The 18,557-nt window shown below is 55.2% G+C and carries 13 protein-coding genes; 6 read left to right on the top strand and 7 right to left on the bottom strand.

The genetic code is table 11. From position 1 onward, the window contains the following. Positions 1-4: 4 nt before the first annotated feature. A complete protein-coding gene (locus tag ACFPMF_RS14150; protein ID WP_379846050.1) occupies positions 5-1,009 on the top strand; it encodes an FAD:protein FMN transferase in 1,005 nt (334 codons plus the stop codon). Position 1,010: 1 nt separating this feature from the next. Here the strand turns inward: ACFPMF_RS14150 and ACFPMF_RS14145 are convergent, their stop codons facing one another. Continuing rightward, a complete protein-coding gene (locus ACFPMF_RS14145; protein WP_379846048.1) occupies positions 1,011-2,111 on the bottom strand; it encodes a DUF6351 family protein in 1,101 nt (366 codons plus the stop codon). A gap of 150 nt (positions 2,112-2,261) precedes the next feature. Here ACFPMF_RS14145 and ACFPMF_RS14140 point away from each other — a divergent pair, with 150 nt between their 5' ends. Next, the gene (locus ACFPMF_RS14140) at positions 2,262-3,272 is read left to right on the top strand and encodes an LLM class flavin-dependent oxidoreductase (RefSeq protein WP_379846046.1); all 1,011 of its coding nucleotides are present in this window, start codon (positions 2,262-2,264) and stop codon (positions 3,270-3,272) included. 153 nt (positions 3,273-3,425) lie between these two features. Here the strand turns inward: ACFPMF_RS14140 and ACFPMF_RS14135 are convergent, their stop codons facing one another. Beyond that, positions 3,426-4,703 (bottom strand): PQQ-dependent sugar dehydrogenase, encoded by a 1,278-nt coding sequence (locus ACFPMF_RS14135; protein ID WP_379846044.1) that lies wholly within the window; start codon positions 4,701-4,703, stop codon positions 3,426-3,428. Positions 4,704-4,804: 101 nt separating this feature from the next. On the opposite strand from ACFPMF_RS14135, the gene ACFPMF_RS14130 reads away from it, so the two are divergent. Together ACFPMF_RS14130 and ACFPMF_RS14125 are read left to right on the top strand one after the other, a co-directional pair. Continuing rightward, positions 4,805-6,409, top strand: coding sequence for a serine hydrolase domain-containing protein (locus tag ACFPMF_RS14130; protein ID WP_379846041.1), 1,605 nt, complete (start codon positions 4,805-4,807; stop codon positions 6,407-6,409). Positions 6,410-6,588: 179 nt separating this feature from the next. Beyond that, positions 6,589-7,833 carry a hypothetical protein gene (locus ACFPMF_RS14125; RefSeq protein ID WP_379846038.1) on the top strand — a complete coding sequence of 415 codons (1,245 nt, stop codon included), beginning with the start codon at positions 6,589-6,591 and terminating at the stop codon, positions 7,831-7,833. Positions 7,834-7,870: 37 nt separating this feature from the next. Here ACFPMF_RS14125 and ACFPMF_RS14120 read toward each other — a convergent pair whose 3' ends face one another. From ACFPMF_RS14120 to ACFPMF_RS14100, 5 genes are all read right to left on the bottom strand, one after another. Further along, on the bottom strand, positions 7,871-10,705 hold the full coding sequence (locus ACFPMF_RS14120) for a T9SS type A sorting domain-containing protein (protein WP_379846036.1): 2,835 nt from the start codon (positions 10,703-10,705) through the stop codon (positions 7,871-7,873). Between the two features lie 115 nt (positions 10,706-10,820). Next, positions 10,821-12,281: a M20 family peptidase gene (locus tag ACFPMF_RS14115; RefSeq protein ID WP_379846034.1), complete on the bottom strand. Its 1,461-nt coding sequence runs from the start codon at positions 12,279-12,281 to the stop codon at positions 10,821-10,823. A 6-nt stretch (positions 12,282-12,287) separates the two neighbouring features. After that, positions 12,288-13,628 (bottom strand): DUF58 domain-containing protein, encoded by a 1,341-nt coding sequence (locus ACFPMF_RS14110; RefSeq protein WP_379846032.1) that lies wholly within the window; start codon positions 13,626-13,628, stop codon positions 12,288-12,290. After that, positions 13,625-14,599, bottom strand: coding sequence for an AAA family ATPase (locus ACFPMF_RS14105; RefSeq protein ID WP_379846030.1), 975 nt, complete (start codon positions 14,597-14,599; stop codon positions 13,625-13,627). Before ACFPMF_RS14105 ends, ACFPMF_RS14110 begins: the two co-directional genes overlap by 4 nt. Before the next feature lie 15 nt (positions 14,600-14,614). Next, entirely contained in the window at positions 14,615-15,799 is a 1,185-nt protein-coding gene (locus ACFPMF_RS14100; protein WP_379846028.1) for a DUF4350 domain-containing protein, read from the bottom strand. Positions 15,800-15,971: 172 nt separating this feature from the next. Between ACFPMF_RS14100 and ACFPMF_RS14095 the strand changes: the two genes are divergently transcribed. Both ACFPMF_RS14095 and ACFPMF_RS14090 read left to right on the top strand, forming a co-directional pair. Continuing rightward, positions 15,972-16,508, top strand: coding sequence for a DUF2911 domain-containing protein (locus ACFPMF_RS14095; protein ID WP_379846026.1), 537 nt, complete (start codon positions 15,972-15,974; stop codon positions 16,506-16,508). Further along, positions 16,501-18,462, top strand: coding sequence for a M1 family metallopeptidase (locus ACFPMF_RS14090; RefSeq protein WP_379846024.1), 1,962 nt, complete (start codon positions 16,501-16,503; stop codon positions 18,460-18,462). The genes ACFPMF_RS14095 and ACFPMF_RS14090 overlap by 8 nt, the downstream gene beginning before the upstream one ends. Positions 18,463-18,557 lie beyond the last annotated feature (95 nt).

Raw genomic sequence — 18,557 nt, 5'->3', positions numbered from 1 at the left:
ATTCATGAAAGAGGTAGCGTTGATAATCGGTTTTTTTCCGGTTTTCATATCGTTTTGGGGCAAACCGGCCCAGCCGCTGCGGCTGGTGGAAACGCCGATGGTCAGCCTGGAAGGCGAAGCGCAGGGGACGACTTACCACATCAAGTACCCGGATGCCCAACAGCGTAATTTCAAACGTGCCATCGATTCCATTCTGGTGACGATCGATGAATGTTTGTCTACGTACCGCGCTGATTCGGAAATTTCGCGGTTTAATCGCGCAGAATCGCACCGGTTTGAACGGCCGTATTTTTATCCGGTTTTGAAGAAGTCGGCGGAGGTGTATGAAATCACGCAGGGAGCCTTCGACCCAACCGTCAAACCGCTGGTCGAAGCCTACGAGCAGGGTAAAAAATCCCGCGAACCCTGGTTGCCCAATGCCGATTCGCTGCTCGACTACGTGGGTTTTCAGTACATCCGTTTCGATGCGGTTTCGGTTCGGAAGCTCAAGAAGAACGTCCGGCTGGATTTTAATGCGCTGGCGCAGGGCTATACCGTCGATGTGCTGGCGGAGTTTCTGGAAAAACAGGGCATCGACCGCTACCTGGTGGAAGTCGGCGGAGAATTGCGTTGCCGGGGCCAGCGGAGCGAAGGCCAGTGGTGGAAAGTTGGGGTTGAAAGTCCGGTCAGGCCCGGCGGTTTGCAGACGACCGTCCGGATGGCGAACCGGGCCATGGCCACCTCGGGCAATTACCGGAATTATTACCGGCAAAACGGGGAGACATTCGGCCACATCATCAACCCCAAAACCGGTTTTTCCCGACCCGATGCCCTCCTGAGTGCAACGGTTTTTGCAAAAGATGCCATGACAGCCGATGCCTTTGCAACGGCTTTTCTGGTCATGGGGCTGGAGGAAACCCGGCGGTTTCTGGCCCGACACCGGGAACTGGATGCGTATCTGATTTATAAAGATGAAACAGGAACCTTGAACACCCTGATAACGGACGGGATGAAAGGCTTCGTGGACTGAGCTATTTTACTTCCCCCGCTAGCGGCTTTTGCCCCGCTTTCGCCCAGTGGCGCAGTTGATCGAAAACCGCTTCGGTTTGTCCGGGCGTAAACCGGCAATGGCCCTGCCCATCGGTAAACTTCATAACGAACAACTGATCGTTGCCTGCCTGTCGCACAATGGCATCGTAGGCAGTTCCGATTTCGGGCGGAATCAGTTCATCGTAGGTCGTGTGAACGAGCAAAACCGGGTCGCTGATCTTCCCGCTAAAAGCGGTATAAGGCCCCAGAAACGAACGGGCTTTGGGCTGGGCCGTCAGCCGCAGCGCCTGGCGATTGACCCGCGCATCATCCGGAAAACCGCCGTACAGCGCGTTCGTGTTGTCGAACGGATTGCCACCTGCCTGCTGGCTGATATCGCGGTAAATTTCCTGAAAGAACCAGAGTACACTCGGTACATCCTTGTATTTCACCGCAAACCGGCGGGCAAATTGCTGCCCCGTCAGCGAGTCGGTTTGCAGCGCCTTCTGGATCATATCTGGTGCAACGGGTTTGGCGGTGCCGGCGGCCAGTTTTGTTAAATCCAGGGTGTTGGAATAGAGGGCATCGAAGGTGACCAGCATGGTAAAGAGATGGTTCTGTAGCGACTGGTAGATATGACCGGAGATAGGGCAGAAGGGCAACGCACCCTGATAATGCTGCGGGTATTTCTCGATCGTCGCCAGCGTGATCATGCCGCCCATCGAGTGGCCGGTAATAAAGGTGCTATCGGGCTGACCGTATTTTTTTACGAAATACTGCCGCAACGCTTCCGAATCGTCCACGCCTTCCGCCACCGCCCATCCCTGCCGCCGGTAGGCCGACTGCGCCACGGCAAATCCTTTTTTCAGGAAGGGGGTTAGCATGTCTCCGCTCAGAAATCCGCCTTTATGCCCGATGGTTTCATACCCGTGGGCGTAAATGAGTAACCGCTTGGGGTTTTTAGCCTGGCCCCACGATGCCGGAAAATCGATGCGGTAGCGCGCTCCGTTGATGGTGCCGGTATCGACGCGGGCCACGGAAGCAGGTTGACTCAGAGCGGGTAGCGCCAGGCTTAAGAAGAGAACTAAAAGGAGTGGTTTCATTGTCGTTAAGGAAAGGAGTCGAGTTAGCAGAACGGTTTGAGAAAAGCAAGCCGGTTTCACAAAAGAAATGTTTATAGCAACACGGCACCTTTTTAGCTTGAATGATTGTTCTGCAACAATAGAACTTTGAATTAATAAGCTGAAAGCATAATGAAATTGAGTGTTTTAGATCAGTCGCCCATTCGGAAGGGAAGCACTGCGCGTGAAGCCTTGCAGGAAACCGTCGCGCTGGCAAAATGGACGGAAGAGTTGGGGTACACCCGGTTTTGGGTCGCCGAACACCATAATGTTACTTCTTTGGCCGGAACGACACCAGAGATATTAATTGCTCACCTGGCTGGACAGACGCAGTCGATCCGGGTCGGATCGGGCGGGGTGATGTTGCCGCACTACAGCGCCCTGAAAGTTGCCGAAAATTTCCGGATGCTGGAAACGCTCTTTCCGGGTCGCATTGACCTCGGTATGGGCCGGGCGCCGGGCGGTGATCGGGTTACGGCCAGTCTGCTGAATCCGACCAATACGTTCAATGAGCAGGATTTGGTGCAGCAATTGTTTGATTTGCAGAATTACCTGAATGACCGGTATGCGCCTGGAAGCGTACAGGCGAAAGTGCGGGCCATGCCGATCCCGCCCTCGGTTCCGGAACAATGGTTGCTGAGTTCATCGGGGCATAGCGGGGTACTGGCGGCTCATTTTGGCATGGGCTTTTCGTTCGCGCATTTCATCAATCCGCACGGCGGACCGGAAGCGGTGGCGAATTACCGGGCGCGGTTTCAGCCGTCCGAGAATCTGGAACAGCCGCAGGCCAACGTAGCGTTCTTCGTCTTCTGTTCGAACGACCCCGAAACCGTGCACCGGCAACAGGCCATGATCGATTACCGGTTTTTGCAGTACGAAACCCGCGGCCGGGTCGATCCTTTCGATTATGATGACATCAAAACCGTGGACTATTCACCGGCTGAAGAAGCCCGGATTCAGCACAACCGGCAACGGATGGTGATGGGCAACGCGGAGGAGGTCAAACAACAACTGGAGAAATACGCCGATCGGTACGAAGTTGATGAAGTGATGCTGGTCAACGTGGCGTCGGAACTGGACGAACGGCTGGAATCGTACCGCCTGCTGGCCGAAGCGTTTGAATTGAAAAGCGTGGTGGTTTGAGGTTTACGGCCGCTGATCGGGATTTGCAATCCCGATCCCAACTGATAAGGATTTACAATCCGAAATCAACGTCAGTATGCCGATTACAAATCGGTGGCAGATAGGATCGGGATTTGCAAATCCCGATCAGCGGCCGTAAAACTCAAACCGCCACTATTTCTTCTTGTACGCAATCCGGAAGATGGTGCCGTTCAGGTCGTCGGAGACGTACAGCGAGCCGTCGGTTCCCTGGGCCAGGCCGCAGGGGCGGTGCTGAACGGGACCGGTGGGTTTGGCCAGATCGATCCCGGCAAAGTTGTCGGCAAAAATCTCCCACGGACCCGATGGCTTTCCGTTTTTAAACGGCACAAAAGCGACTAAGTAGCCCTTTTTCAGTTCGGCCGACTGGCCGTGAAACGCGATGAAAGCGCCGTTTCGGTATTTTTCGGGAAACATCGTGCCGGTGTAAAACAGCAACCCGTTCGGGGCCAGATGCGCCGGGAAAGCGGCTGTCGGATTGATGGCCTTTTCGCCCCCGGTTTTCTTGCCATCACCCCCGTATTCCGGGGCCAGCATTTTCTTTTTCTGAATATGGTCGTAATAAATATACGGCCAGCCCGCGTCGGCGCCTTTTTTCAGTTCATACATCGTTTCGGCGGGCAGATCGGTGCTTTGCTGCGCGGTATAATACTGCGGATAGAAATCGTGAAACTTACCCCGGCCGTGCTGCATGACAAACAGTGAATTCGTCTTCGTATTCCAATCCAGCCCGACCACGTTTTTCAAACCGGTCGCAAACCGCACACCGTCGGGATAGGACTGGTTGAGCCGGTTGGTTTTGAACTGCCAGATTCCGGCGGCCGAATCGAGTAGCGGACAGGGCATCAGCCCTTTACCGGTTCCGGCTTCGCGGCAGGCGTCGTTGTCCGATGCGATGTTCACGTAAATCATCGACTGGTTATCCACCGCAATGGACTTGGATTGGTCGCGTTCTTTTACCCGTAAACCAGATACGATTTTCTCCGGCTGCTCGGGCTGGATCACCTCACCCTTGTCGTTCAGTTCATAGCGGAATACCTCGCTGTTCGACGAGGCATACAGGTAGTTGTCTTTAATGAAAATGCCGGTACCGGGGTAATCACCAAAGCCGGTTATGTCATCAATTTTGCCGTCTTTATTCGTGTCGCGGAGCCGGTAGATGCCTTTGCCGTCTTTCAGTTTCGCCAGTTTGACGTAGAGATCACCGTTTTTGCTGACCGCCATGTGCCGGGCTGCACCCAGGTCGGTAGTCAGAACGCTGGCCGAAAAACCGGCGGGCAGTTTAATCGCGGCCGGTTCGACCGTTGTCTTTTTAGAAGCAGAAGCGGGCGCATCACCGGGATGGGCCCAAAGGGTATTGGCGACGGCCAACGCACTCAACAGACCGACGGTCCGAACGTAAATTCGTTTCATGAATGGGTTTAGTGAGTAAATAGGGAACCGAAATCTAAAGATTGCTATTTTCTCCGTATTTTGGCAGAAACGCTTGAGAAAATCCTATTCTTCCTACGAACATGACCCTGAATCGCCGAAATTTTCTTTACCAGCTGGGGCTGGGTGTGGCCGGTGTTGGCCTGGTAAGTGCGCTGCCAGCCACCTTGCCGGCGGCTCCGCTTCGTTCGTTCCAGTTACCCCGTAGCCTGCCCGAAGCGCAGGGGATTTCGTCGGTCGGTTTACTGGATTTTGTCAATGCCGTCGAAACCGCTAACCTCAATCTGCACAGTTTGATGGTGGTTCGGCGCGGCATGGTCGTGGCCGAGGGCTGGTGGGCTCCCTACGCGCCCGCGCTGAAACACACGCTGTATTCGCTCAGCAAGAGCTTTACGTCCTCGGCCATTGGCCTGGCCGTCGCCGAAAAGCGGTTGACTGTGGAGGACAAGGTGGTTTCGTTTTTTCCGAACGAGGTGCCCGCCACGATTAGCCCAACTCTGGCCGCCATGCGGGTGAAGGATTTGCTCACGATGTCGACCGGTCACGACAAGGATTCGACGCCCTCGCTGCGGAACGATCCGGACGGCAACTGGGTGAAGGCGTTTCTGGCGCTGCCGGTCGAGCACGAACCCGGGACATTCTTCGTCTATAACAGCGGGGCAACGTACATGCTGTCGGCGATTGTGCAGAAACTCACCGGACAAACCGTGCTGGATTACCTGAAACCCCGGCTCTTCGATCCGCTGGGCATCGAGGGGGCCGACTGGGAAACCGACCCGAAGGGCATCGATACCGGCGGCTGGGGGCTGCGCGTGCGGACGGAGGACATTGCCAAATTCGGTCAGTTATACCTCCAGAAAGGGATGTGGAATGGCAAACCGTTATTGCCAGCCGCCTGGATTGCCGACGCGACGAAGTTCCAAATTCAATCGAAAGGCGGATCGCGCCCGAAGGAGGAGAACGACTGGTTGCAGGGCTACGGCTACCAGTTCTGGCGCTGCCGCAACGGAGCGTTCCGGGGCGATGGCGCTTACGGCCAGTTCTGCATTGTTCTGCCCGAAAAAGATACAGTGATTGCGATTACCAGCGAAACCGGCAACATGCAGGGGATTCTGGACGAGGTCTGGAACCATATTTTACCGGCCATTCAGCCGGAGGGCGTTGCGGCCAAAGCGCCGGTGCCCTTGAAACAGAAATTGGCCGCTTTGGCCTTGCCACTCCCAACCGGACGAGCTATGTCGCCCACCGTTGCGAAGGTGAGCGGAAAACCGTATCAAATTGCCGATAATGCCCTGAACATTAAGAAGGTGTTGCTGGCGTTCCAGAACGGCTCCTGCGTCTGCACCTTGCAGGACGATCAGGGTGAACACCGCGTGGTCTGCGGTTTGGGCAGCTGGAAGCAGGGCGATACCGATTTGTCGACGGCGCCCCTCAAACTTGTGCCAACCTCGGTGCCGAAAGAAACCCGTACCAAAATTGCCGCCAGCGGGGCCTGGAGCGACGAAAATACGTTCACAATGACGTGGCGGTTTATCGAAACGGCCCATTACGAAAACGTCATCTGCCGGTTTTCGGGTGATGAGCTGAAACTGGAATTCCAGAAAAGTCTGGCGGTTTTGACCAACTCCAAAGACAACCGCCCGGTTTTGGAAGGGAAGCAGCTGGCTGCGGTTTCGCAGGGAAAATAGGCGGCTTTTAGTAATTTTTGACCCCATCCCGTACGTACTCGTAGTGATCTTTCAGGGAGTCATCAAAGCCCTCCCAGATCACCCGTAAAAAATTTTGACGGTAACCCATTGCCCAATAAAAACAATTATTAACTTTGAAATACAAAGTACTTTATGTAAATGTTTTCGTCCGCTTTTTTATGCATCAAGACATCCTATTACACATGGGGGATCCCCGGGAGCTGGAAAAGCTGTACCGGGGCAACAGGCCGACGTTCAAAACCGCTTTTAACGCCCTGTATCCCCAGCTGAAAGGCGACCCGCTGGCTGAAGGCTGGTACCAGCGACTGAACTACAGCCAGGAAGATTCGTTGTGGGGCACGCCCAGTGACCGGCTATTTGTGGTAAGCGCTTCCCTGCTGGCGGCTCTGCTGGCGAGGCTCCCGGACTTGCTGTCGCTGGATAAAGAGTTTTTTTATGTCCGGAATGGGGGCTTCATCGTTTTCCCCCTGCTAATCGCCTATTTCGCATGGAAAAACAAAATTTCCCGGAAAACCGGTGCCTGGCTGGCGGGGCTCACGCTGGCCGCAATTTTGTTTATCAACGCGCTTCCCCAGACCAAACCCGGCGATACCCTGGTTTTGTCCTGTATTCACCTGCCCCTGTGGCTGTGGTCGTTGCTGGGTTTCACATTTGGCGGAGGAAAGCTGAAAACCGGGGTCAACTGGCTGGGCTTTCTGCGGTATAACGGGGAACTGGCGGTGATGACGGCGCTGCTGCTGATCGCGGGCGGGCTGACGACGGCCATCACCATCGGGTTATTCGAACTGATCGGCCTGCACATCCAACAGTTTTACTTCGAGAACGTCGTCGTATGCGGTTTGGCCGCCGTGCCCATCGTCGGCACCTTTCTGACCCAGGCCCAGCCCACCTTAGTCAACAAGGTCTCTCCGGTCATCGCCAATTTATTCAGTCCGGTGGCGCTGGTCATGCTGGTGATTTACCTGGCAGCGATGCTTTTCTCGGGCAAAAACCCCTATCAGGACCGGGAGTTTCTCCTGCTGTTCAACGTGCTGTTGATCGGTGTCATGGCCCTGATTTTCTTCTCGGTCGCCGAGGGCACACCGACCAGCAAAAACCGCACCCAGCTTCTTATTCTGTTCCTGCTCTCGCTGGTGACCTTACTGGTGAATGGCATTGCCCTGTCGGCCGTTCTATTCCGGATTGCGGAATGGGGCATTACGCCCAACCGGGCCGCGGTTCTGGGGGCGAATGTATTGATGCTCAGTCATCTGGTAGTGATCGGCGTACGGCTCATGGGGGCCGTGTCGGGCAAATCCAGCCTTTCGCTGGTGGGCAGCACCATGTCGCTGTTCCTGCCGATTTACAGCCTCTGGACCGCCATTGTTACCTTTTTATTTCCGCTGTTTTTTGGGTTTCAGTAAACGATTAAACCGCAGACTGCGCGTTGCAGGGCCGGTTTTAGTATTCGATCAGGACTTTTAGAGTTTGCGATTGCCCGTTGTTGGATAGCCGTAGTAAATACAAACCGGGGGCGGTTTTCAACGAAACCGGCACTGGTTCGGGTGGAGGGCTACCGTAAAACTGGCTGTAGACTTTGCGGCCCAGATTATCCAGCACATCGAGCGTACCCGAGCGGAAACCGGCGGGCCATTCGACCCAGAAGGTGCCTTTGCCGGGATTGGGGTACACGTTGAGGGACCCCAAAACCGGCTCGTTGGCCGTCAGTATCATCGGGTCAGAGTCGTTGTAACAGCCACTTTGTGCCGTGACGCGGACGGAATACGTTCCGGCACCCGGGTTGCGCAGCACCTGGCGGGTCGAGTCCGGCAGCGGCTGGCCGTTCCGGTACCATTGGTTGCCGGTCAGGCTGCTCGACCGAAAACCGTTGCTTTCCAGGGTAATGGTTGGCTTGGGCGGTTTAGGGGTGAAGGTCATGGTAACATAGTCTGACGTCGGGCCCTCCAGATTGCCCCGTTTGGGAATCACGGCGACGGACGCACTTTGCTTGTAGACCCGGATGTTGCTGGTGGTGGTCACCGATGGACCGTCTTTCGTCAGCCAGGTGTAGGAACTGAAGTTGTCGGGCGCTTTCAACGTGACGCTGTCGCCCGCGCAGAGGGGCACGGGGCCGGTTAGGGCCAATACCGGCCGCTCAATCCGGACCGAAACCGGTTTTGACAGCATCGAGCACCCGTTCCTGAATACCTTCACGGAATAATCGGCCAGGGAGAAGGCACGGATCGTGTCCTGCGTGGTTTCCTGCCAGCGTTCGCCGTTGAGATACCAGCTAAACGTAGGATCGAACGCGCCGGCTGGTGTCACGCGCAGCCGGTACCGGTCCGGGAACGTCTCGACCGTCAGCACCGGCGTTTCGGGACCCGGTTTTACCGTGACGGTAACGCCCTGCTCGCTGCTCACGTCCTGTCCACATAGTTTGGCTTTGGCCGTATACAAACCGCCCTGCATGATAGCCAGCGTAGTACCCGTTGCTCCGCTTACTGCCTGCTCATTGCGAAACCAGCGGTAATCGGTGAAGCCTGGCGGTAGTTTGAGCGTAACCGTATCGCCGGGGCAAAGCTCGGTCGGGCCGCTGGCCGAAATCGTTAGCGGTTGGTCATTGTTACACAGGGGAGGATCGAGGAGCAGGAGCGGGTCGCCTAACAGATATTGGACGATGTCGGCGGTATGACCGTGGCGGTATGCATCGCTGATATACGATCCATTGGCAAACGCATGAAACGTTTCCTTTTGTTTGAATTTGTATAATAACGGTGACTGATTTTCAATCACAGCGACGGAAATCGGTGTCGAATAGGAATTGACAAACAGGGTATTGCCTTTATTAAGATAGGTGCCTGCCAGATAATCCTGAAAATCAACATTACCGACCGAGCAGGAAGTAAAGTCGAAAAGCAGTGTATTGAGCTTTTCAAGGTTATTGATCTCGTTCGGATTAATTCCATAATAATGCATTGTTGGTTCACCATGACCCGAATAATACGCGATTTCGTACGAATTACTCCCCAGTTTTTTGAGGTAATCCGTTTTCCAGACCGGGTCAAAACCGTGGAAGTTTGGGCCGTATTTCTGAGGCACATTGATCGTGTCAGTATGGGTCCAGCGTCCGGTCAACTCCTCAATCTTTTTTGGATAGGAGCCATCATTGTAAAAGGTATCGGCCAGTAGCACTTTTTTGTCAAACTTCAATTTACCAGTTTTGAACTGGTGCAGCTTTTCAAAATACCTCAGAATATACGCTTTCCCTTCTTCCGGCCGGGTTGGTACGACAGCGCCGTAGGAAATATCGGTGATGGAAGACTGGAAAAAAATGGGGGCAATGTCGTTGGGTAGGGCTTCTTTTCCGGCCAGTTGACAATCGTAGCGTTTGTTGATGAACCGGTTTTCCTGCCTATCGAAAGGAAAGTCCTGGATCAGAATTTTTGCGTATACGCCCAGGCTGGAGAACCAGTTTTGCCGTCCTGGAATTGGCTGATTGGTTTTGTGGTCGAGCATATCGGATCGGACACTGGCAGGGGGATTCCGACCGATAAAAAACAAGTAATGAAGCGGGACTTCGACATCGTAAAACCGGGTCTTGATTTTCTCGTACAGTTGCCCCTTTTCGGCCGGATTGTCCGCAAGATAGGTTTGTTCGAAAACAAGGGTGGGGTCAGAACGGGTTGCGTCGGCTTTGTAAATCGATAAAGCCCGTTGGATTTCGGAATCGTTTTCATACTGATTATCCAGTACAAGCAGGACTTTCTTGTTTTTTTTCGGAGCCGTTCCTGTTCTGTAATGAGCCTGAGCAACCTCTTCCCCGTCGCAGCCGTTAAAATGGATGAGGGTGAAATAATAGTCGGTATTTTCCTTCATACCGCCCACCGGGATTTGCATCGTTCGGGAAGCTTTGTCAATGGCCTTGCTTGAAATAAAGGCGGTTTCCCCAAAATCCAGAAATTCGGGAGAAGTTTTAACGATCAGCACGAATGAGGTAATGGCGTTCAAATTCAGTTCGGCATTGAACGAAACTGTCAGCAAAGCCGCATTGGTTGGTCTTTTCGAATCGTCCGTAATAGAAATGGTGGCTTGCTGCGCCTTGCGGGCCGTTGAGGCCATTGCGTTTCCGGTTTTCCGAATCTGGTAAAAACCGTTCGGATCTTGCTGAACGGAATAGGATTGGCCCCGAACCAGAGACGTGCCGGAAAGAAGCATGAAACCGCAAACCAGGAAGCGATTCAAAACGCTGCTTCGTGCATCAGAAATTCGTTGGGTCAGGAGGAGTCGTAGGGCCATACCTGAAAGACACCGGGTCTGAGTAAAAGGTTGGATAACAGGAAGCTAAAAATACAAATTCTGCCAACTATAAACCTATTATCCTATTCTGTAACTAAAAACCGGGTCAACGTCCTTACGATTGGCTGTTTCGGATCAGGGTGGCGTAAAACCGGATCATATTCTGGTAATCTGTCAGACTGATGCGCTCGTTGGTGCCGTGCACGCGCTGGGTATCTTCGTCGGTCATCGGGGTGGGCGAAAACCGGAAAATCTGCGGACAAACGCGGGCGTAAAACCGGGCGTCGGTGCCGCCCAGCGTTAAATAGGGCGTGACGATGGTACCCGGAAAAACGCCCTTGATGGTCTGGTGAATCCGCTCAAACCCCAGCGCCTTCGGGTCGGAAACCGGCGACGGCTGACTAACGAATTTCTGCAAGACCTTAATCTGAATCCGTTCATCGTCAATGATTTCCTTGATCCGTTCCACCACGGTTTCGACGGTTTCGCCCGGTAAAATCCGGAAGTTGATGGTCGCGGTCGCATCAATCGGGAGCACGTTGTCTTTCACGCCGGCCTGAAAAATGGTGGGCGCTGTTGTGGTGCGGAGAGCGGCATTACCCGAGTTCGACTGCGCCATGATCCGGGTAATCAACGGGGCAAACAGCCACCGATTGGCAAATAGAATCCGCTGGCCAAGCGGCATTTCGGGGCCGATGTAGGTAAACATCTGGTCCAGGCCCGCATCCAGCCGGGCCGGAAACGGTTTTTTTTCCAGCTTGCTCACGGCTTCAGCCACCAGCCCGATGGCGGTTTGCCGGGGCGGCATCGACGAATGCCCCCCTTTGCTCACGGCCGTCAGTTCGATGCTGGCGTACCCTTTCTCTCCAATGCCGATCAGCGCCACCGGTTTGCTGAGTCCGGGAATCCCGTCGGTTTTCAGAATCCCGCCTTCGTCGAGCACGTATTCGAGCGACATTTTCCGTCGTTCGAGTTCGGCCGCGATGGTTTGCGCCCCCCGAAAACCGGTCACTTCTTCATCCTGTCCGTAGGCGAGCAGAATCGTCCGCTGGGGCTGAAAACCGGTTTTGAGCAGCCATTCGACGGCTTCAAGCTGGGCCAGCACGCTGCTTTTATCGTCCAGCGTGCCGCGCCCATACAGAAAACCGCCTTCCACCAAACCGGCAAAGGGCGGGCGTTTCCAGAGTTTCTGCGTGCCCTGAATCACCGGAACGACGTCGTAATGGCCCATCAGCAACACCGGTTTCAGGGCCGGATTGCTACCTTCCCATTCGTAGAGCAAACCGTAGCGGTTAAAGGTCTCTCGTTTGAGCTGGCGGTGAATGCGGGGAAACGATTGCTGTAACAGGCTCAGAAACTGCTCAAACTGCGTGGTGTCGGTCAGCGCATAATTCGAGAACGAAACCGTCCGCAATTGCAGGGCTTTTACCAGACGAATCACGGCCGAATCGCCGACCGAAACGGCGGGAGGGGGCGGCACATCCGTCAGTTGTTTCGACGAAAACCGGAACGTGTTGACCAGAAGAACAACGAGCAGGACAACCAGTCCAAGCCCCAACCAGCGAAGTCGTTTCATGGGATTTTAAATCATGCCCCGGGCTTTCAGTTCGAGGTATTTATTGATGGTGTTGGCCGTCAGGTTCTGCGGAGCGGTCAGCATGGCCTGAATGCCGTATTGTTGTAACTCTTTGACGATCTGCTTTTTTTCGTAATAAAACTTCTCGGCAATGGTTTTCTGGTACACTTCCTCCGTGGTCGTTGCCGGATTATTCAGCAAGCTTTTTAGTTCGGTGTTTTCAAAGAAAACGACGATCAGCAAATGTTCCCTGGCCAGCCGACGCAGGTAGGGCAATTGGCGGTGCAGGGCGTTAACCGTCTCAAAATTAGTGAAAAGCAGTAATAAACTCCGCTGGCGGATGTGTTGCCGAATGGTGGTGTAAAGGGTTTCGTAATCCGACTCCAGAAACCGGGTTTTCTGCCGATACAGCACCTCCAGAATCTTCTGCAAATGCCCCGGCCGACGCTCGGCGGCCACCAGTTGCCCCATCCGGTCGGAGAAAGTCAGCAGTCCGGCGCGGTCCTGCTTGAGCAGGGCGATGTTGCTCAGCACCAGCGACGCATTGATGGCATAATCCAACAGACTGAGCCCTTCGAAGGGCGACTTCATGACGCGGCCCTTGTCGACGAGGCAGTAAATGGCCTGCGATTTTTCGTCCCGGAACGCATTCACCATCAGGTCGCTCCGGCGGGCGGTGGCTTTCCAGTTGATCGTCCGGACGTCGTCGCCCCGGCTGTAAGCCCGCACCTGCTCAAATTCCATGCTGTGCCCCAGCCGCCGGACTTTTTTAATCCCAATTTCCGACAAGCGATTGGAAATTGCCAGCAGTTCGTACTGCCGCATTTGCAGGTAGGACGGAAAAACCGCCACCTGCTTGTCCTGCGAAAACTGGTACCGTCGTTTCAGGAGCCGTAAAACCGTCATCGCGTACACGTTCACCGCCCCGAAGTGGTATTCTCCGCGTTTGGTGGGCCGCAGTTCGTAGCGGAGCGTTTGGGTTTCGTGGGCGTTCAGCGTGGCCGTAAACAGCACATCCCGTTTCTGGAACTGGAACGGGATTTCGTCGATGATCTCCAGGTGCGTCCGAAACGGATAGCGGTTTTCCAGGTAAATCGTCACCGGATTTTCGTCGCCGTTCGACAGCCGGTCGGGCAGTTCGCGCCGGGCAAAAAAAGCCGCCCGTTCGCTGGCATTTCGGAACAGCAGAACGCCATCCACCAGACACAAGGCCACAAAAACCGCCAGCGCCAGCTTAACCAGCGGAAAAAGCACCGGAAAAACGTAAGCCGTCACAAACAGCAGCACGAACCCGATCAGCAGCAGCCAGACCCGGACGGAGACGTAGAGCGCGCGGAAAATCTTCATCGCGGCACTTCGATCTTCTGCACGACCTGCGTGATGACTTCATCCGCCGTGCCGCCTTCCATCTCGCGTTCGGGCGTGAGCAGCACGCGGTGGCGCAACACCGGGGGCGCCAGCTCCTGGATATCTTCGGGGGTGACAAAATCGCGGCCCCGGAGCGTTGCTAGGGCTTTCGAACTGTTCAGCAATGCCACCGAGGCCCGGGGCGAAGCCCCCAGAAACAATGCTTTATTTGTCCGGGTGTTTTGCACAATCTGGGCGATGTATTCGAGCAACTTGTCTTCGATGTGCACCCGGTGAACCTGCGCCCGCAACGCCTGCAATTGCCCCGCCGTCAGTGCCGACTGCACCGCTTCCACGGCGTCGGTCAGGTTTCGGCGTTCGTGGTGCCCTTTGAGAATGTTGATTTCTTCCGGAATCGTCGGATAACCGACCACCACTTTGAACAAAAACCGGTCGAGTTGGGCTTCTGGCAGCCGGTAAGTGCCTTCCTGTTCGACGGGGTTCTGCGTGGCCAGCACCAGAAACGGGTCGTTCAGCAGGTGCGTGGTGCCGTCGTTGGTGACCTGCCGCTCCTCCATGACCTCGAACAAAGCCGCCTGGGTTTTGGCCGGGGCGCGGTTGATTTCGTCGATCAGAACAATGTTGGCAAAAATAGGCCCCCGGCGGTATTCGAAATCCGTGGTTTTCGGGTTAAAAATCGACGTGCCCAGCACATCGGACGGCATCAGGTCGGGCGTAAACTGAATCCGGCTGAAATCGACCGAGATGGTTTTGGCCAGCAGTTTCGCCATCAGGGTTTTGGCTACCCCCGGCACGCCCTCGATCAGCACGTGGCCGTCGGCCAGCAGGGCTGTCAATAGCAGATCAATAGCTGGCTGTTGCCCGACGATCACCTTGCCGATTTCGGCCCGGATTGCGTCGACGGCGGTTTTCAGTTCGGTCAAGTCCAGGCGGTTTTCGTAGGGAGACATGGTGGGAAATCGAAGTTAGGCTTTCGCAGTGGTATAAAAATTTTCAATCAATTCATTCAGCCGGAGCAGGTCGTATTCGCTCATGAGCTGTTGCTGGCTGAAGGCAATTTGCCGGAACAGTGCCTGCACGTCCGGTTCGGAAACGCCACTTTTCCGGGCCAGCGCCCGTTTGAATTCCTCATCCGGTCTGGAGGTGTCGAGCCCAAACTGGTCGCGGACGTAGGCCAGAAAATACTGAATTTTTTTCTGAGTCAGGTTGCCGTGATCCGCCCGCTGGAAATACAGTTGCCCAACGGTTTTAACAAACTCCAGCGAGGTGTTCCGCAACGGCTCTATCACTGGAATGACGCGTTGGGTGCGTTTCCCGGCAAAAATAAGGTACAGCAGCAAGCTCACAACGGTCAGGTAATAAGCCCAGGTCAGCGGGGGCTGTGTCAGAATGTAGCGCAGCAGTGATTGCTCGTTTTCGTCGAACCGGCCCTGTTTCTGGTATTCATCCCAGTAGGTGGGTTGTGGAGGCAGGTACGACAGTGCTTTGTAACCATAATCGGCGGTGGCCGAGTCGAGCACGTAAAAGTTGGTCAGTGCCAGTGGCAGGTTGTGGATGTAAAAATCCCCCTTGCCGTAGCGGATTTTCAGGAAAATCGGTTCGTTGCGGGCGTTCCGGCCCAGAACCGTCATACGGGCGGTTTTCGTGGTGACGAGAAAATTCCGTCCGTCGTCGTGCCGGAAATGGTAATCGGCCACGGCTTTCAGCGCCGGATTCGTAAAATTCATGCCGAGCGTCGTATCGCGCAGGGTAGGCGCTTTCAGTTCGGCCCGAAAACCGAGCAGGTGCGTCAGCGTATCCGGAAATTCGTAGGCCGACAGAAAAACCGTATTCCCCCGCTGCACGTAGTTCAGCAGTTTTTCCCGATCGGGGTCACTAAACCGGAGGGTTTGACAAATGAAAATATAGTTGCTGCGCACCGGCAGGGTGCTGTCGGATAAATGGGTATAAGTGGGAAGACGAAGGCTTTTCACCGGATGGTGATTCATAATGTCGGGTAAAAGGTCAAAAAGCACCTTGGTTCCGAACGGAATCTTGTCCTTGTTGCTATACGTAGGATTCCAGTCGATGGGTTTCGGGCGGTAATATTCAACCAATCCGTACCCCATGACGGTCGCCAGCAGAAAAAGCAGGTATTTATTCGGTTTCAATCGGTATCGGGTTATTTCGTGCGGAATGCCTGACGCGCTGGTGCCGACATCCGGTCGGTTCGTATTCGTTCAAAACGCTCGCGGGATCGGTTGCCAATTATCACGACCTGAGAAACCGCAACCAAGCAAATTTTTATAACTTTCCAGCTTTCCAGGTAAAAATGATTAATGTATGAAAAAAATCTTATGGATCATCGGGATTCTGGCCGTGCTGGTGCTGGTCGGTTTTTGGGGCCTTCGGTCGTATACCAAATCGGCCAGTCCGGAGGCTACTGCCGAAATTAACCAGAATGGCGTTCAGGTAAAAGTAGAATACTGCCAACCCTATAAAAAAGGACGTAAAATTTTCGGCGGCCTGGTGCCCTACGGCGAAGTGTGGCGGACGGGGGCCAACGAAGCCACTCTTATCACGCTCGAGCAGAACGTGACCGTCGCGGGCCAGCCGCTCGACGAAGGCGAGTATTCGCTCTGGACCATTCCGTCGGAGGGCAACTGGATCGTTATTTTTAACCGCGAAACCGGCCAGTGGGGGACGAGCTACGATCCGACGAAGGATGTGCTGCGGGTGCCGGTCATCGCCCGAAAACGCAGCGCCGTCGCCGAACAGTTTTACATTAGTTTTGCCCCTCAATCGGACGGAACCGACATGCTGCTGACCTGGGATCAGACCGAAGCCGTCGTACCGATTCGGGTTCGGAAAAATGAGTAAGCGAGCCTGGCGCTTCCTGCTTCCTGGCCTTTTCCTGTTTACCCGGATCGCGTCGGCGCAGTCGGTGCCGCTGAGCCCGCGGATTGCGAACTATCAGATTGCTGTTCGGCTGGATACGGAGCGCAAACGGCTGGAAGGTAGTGAAACGCTGGTCTGGAAAAATCCGTCGAACGAGGTGGTGCGGGAACTGCAATTTCACCTGTACCTCAATGCGTTCCGCAACGAGCGATCCACCTTCATGCGCGAGTCGGGCGGGCAGCTGCGGGGCGAGTTCATCGATAAAAGCGATAAGGAAGCCTACGGCTGGATTGATATTCTGTCGATAAAAAGCCGGGCGGACGCGTCGCGCAAGGCCGAGGATCTGACGGCTCACTACCGGTTTTTCCAACCCGATGACGGCAATCCGGACGATCGGACGGTGATTCGCATTCCGCTCAGCCAGCCCGTGGGACCCGGCCAGCGCATTACCCTCGATATGGCTTTTCGGGCCAAACTGCCCCGGATTTTTGCCCGCACCGGCTACAGCCGCGATTTTTTTCTGGTGGCCCAGTGGTTCCCCAAAATCGGGGTGTACGAACCGCCGGGAACCCGCTACCAACCCGCCCAGCCCGGCGCGACCGGGCGCTGGAATTGCCACCAGTTTCACGCGCATTCGGAATTCTACGCCGATTTCGGTACGTATGATGTGTCGATCACCGCGCCCGCATCGTTTCAACTAGGCGCGACGGGACACTTGAAAAGCGAGCGGAAAAACCGGGATGGGACGCAAACCCTCCGCTGGCAGGCCGACGATGTGGTCGATTTTGCCTGGACCGCTTCGCCGGACTTTGCGGTTTTCACCGATCGCTGGCGACACGTCGCTATTCGCGCCCTGATGCAACCCGCCCACGCCAGCCAGGCGCAGCGCCATCTGGAGGCTGCCAAAACCGCCCTGGCCTATTTTGACAAACACCTCGGGCGCTATCCGTTCACCACGCTCACCATCGTCGATCCGCCCGTGTGGGCGCTGGGGGCGGGGGGCATGGAATACCCGACCTTCATTACCACCGGCACCAGCTGGGGCATGCCCGCGGGCATGCGGTTTCCGGAGCAGGTGACAATTCATGAGTTTGGTCATCAGTACTTTATGCAGTTGCTGGCAACCAACGAATTTGAGGAAGCCTGGATGGACGAAGGCATCAACCAGTATTACGAAGGCCGGATCATGGACGAAACCTACGGCCTGAAATCGTCGGTTATCGACTGGTTCGGGTACCGGATGGGCAATCTGGAGGCTTCCCGCGCGTATTACGCCCACCTGGATTTGCCGGCGGCTGAACCTTCGTTTGCCCCGGTCTGGCAACTGCCCGACGATTATTACGGCGAACTCGTCTATTTCAAACCGGCCACCTGGCTCCGGACGCTCGACGGTCTGGTGGGGCGGCCGGTGATGGACGAAATCATGCGGACGTATTTTCAACGCTGGAAATTTAAACATCCCAGCAGTCAGGATTTTATCGCCATCGTCAATGAGGTCGTCGCCAAACGGTTCGGCAACCGCTACGGCCCGGATATGAACTGGTTTTTCGAGCAGGTACTGTACGGCAGCCGGGTCTGTGACTACGAATTACACACGGTTCACAGCCGCGCCCAGGGCCATCAATACCAGTCCACCATTACGGTCTACCGGCGGGGCGACGCGCAATTGCCGGTCGAAGTGCTCGTGCATTTCGAGGACGGCAAAGAGCAGCTTCTGCACTGGGATGGGCGGGCCCGCGTCCATCGGTTAACCGTTACGTATCCGACGCGGGCGGAGTGGGCAAAAGTTGATCCGCAGCAGAAGATTTACACGGATATCAACCTGAATAACAACAGTTACGCGGTGCAGCCACCCGCCAGTCCGGCGGCTAAATACGCGGCCAAGCTGATGTTCTGGGTGCAGAACTGGATGCAGTGGCTGGCCTGGCTGGTGTAACGGGAAATGCTAAAGGATGGATGTCTTCTTTTTCAAGTCGCTTGAGGCAATATGTTAATTTTTAGGGCTTTCTCGGTAGTTCTTCGCTCCTGGCG

Origin of the sequence: Larkinella bovis (assembly GCF_042655385.1) — a bacterium.
GTDB classification, from domain to species: Bacteria; Bacteroidota; Bacteroidia; order Cytophagales; family Spirosomataceae; genus Larkinella; species Larkinella bovis.
This window is presented reverse-complemented; position numbering and strand designations above follow the sequence as displayed.

Coding starts and splice junctions, on each gene's coding strand:
- ACFPMF_RS14150 (WP_379846050.1), top strand. CDS start 5: ATGAAAGAGGTAGCGTTGATAATCGGTTTTTTTCCGGTTTTCATATCG.
- ACFPMF_RS14145 (WP_379846048.1), bottom strand. CDS start 2,111: ATGAAACCACTCCTTTTAGTTCTCTTCTTAAGCCTGGCGCTACCCGCT.
- ACFPMF_RS14140 (WP_379846046.1), top strand. CDS start 2,262: ATGAAATTGAGTGTTTTAGATCAGTCGCCCATTCGGAAGGGAAGCACT.
- ACFPMF_RS14135 (WP_379846044.1), bottom strand. CDS start 4,703: ATGAAACGAATTTACGTTCGGACCGTCGGTCTGTTGAGTGCGTTGGCC.
- ACFPMF_RS14130 (WP_379846041.1), top strand. CDS start 4,805: ATGACCCTGAATCGCCGAAATTTTCTTTACCAGCTGGGGCTGGGTGTG.
- ACFPMF_RS14125 (WP_379846038.1), top strand. CDS start 6,589: ATGCATCAAGACATCCTATTACACATGGGGGATCCCCGGGAGCTGGAA.
- ACFPMF_RS14120 (WP_379846036.1), bottom strand. CDS start 10,705: ATGGCCCTACGACTCCTCCTGACCCAACGAATTTCTGATGCACGAAGC.
- ACFPMF_RS14115 (WP_379846034.1), bottom strand. CDS start 12,281: ATGAAACGACTTCGCTGGTTGGGGCTTGGACTGGTTGTCCTGCTCGTT.
- ACFPMF_RS14110 (WP_379846032.1), bottom strand. CDS start 13,628: ATGAAGATTTTCCGCGCGCTCTACGTCTCCGTCCGGGTCTGGCTGCTG.
- ACFPMF_RS14105 (WP_379846030.1), bottom strand. CDS start 14,599: ATGTCTCCCTACGAAAACCGCCTGGACTTGACCGAACTGAAAACCGCC.
- ACFPMF_RS14095 (WP_379846026.1), top strand. CDS start 15,972: ATGAAAAAAATCTTATGGATCATCGGGATTCTGGCCGTGCTGGTGCTG.
- ACFPMF_RS14090 (WP_379846024.1), top strand. CDS start 16,501: ATGAGTAAGCGAGCCTGGCGCTTCCTGCTTCCTGGCCTTTTCCTGTTT.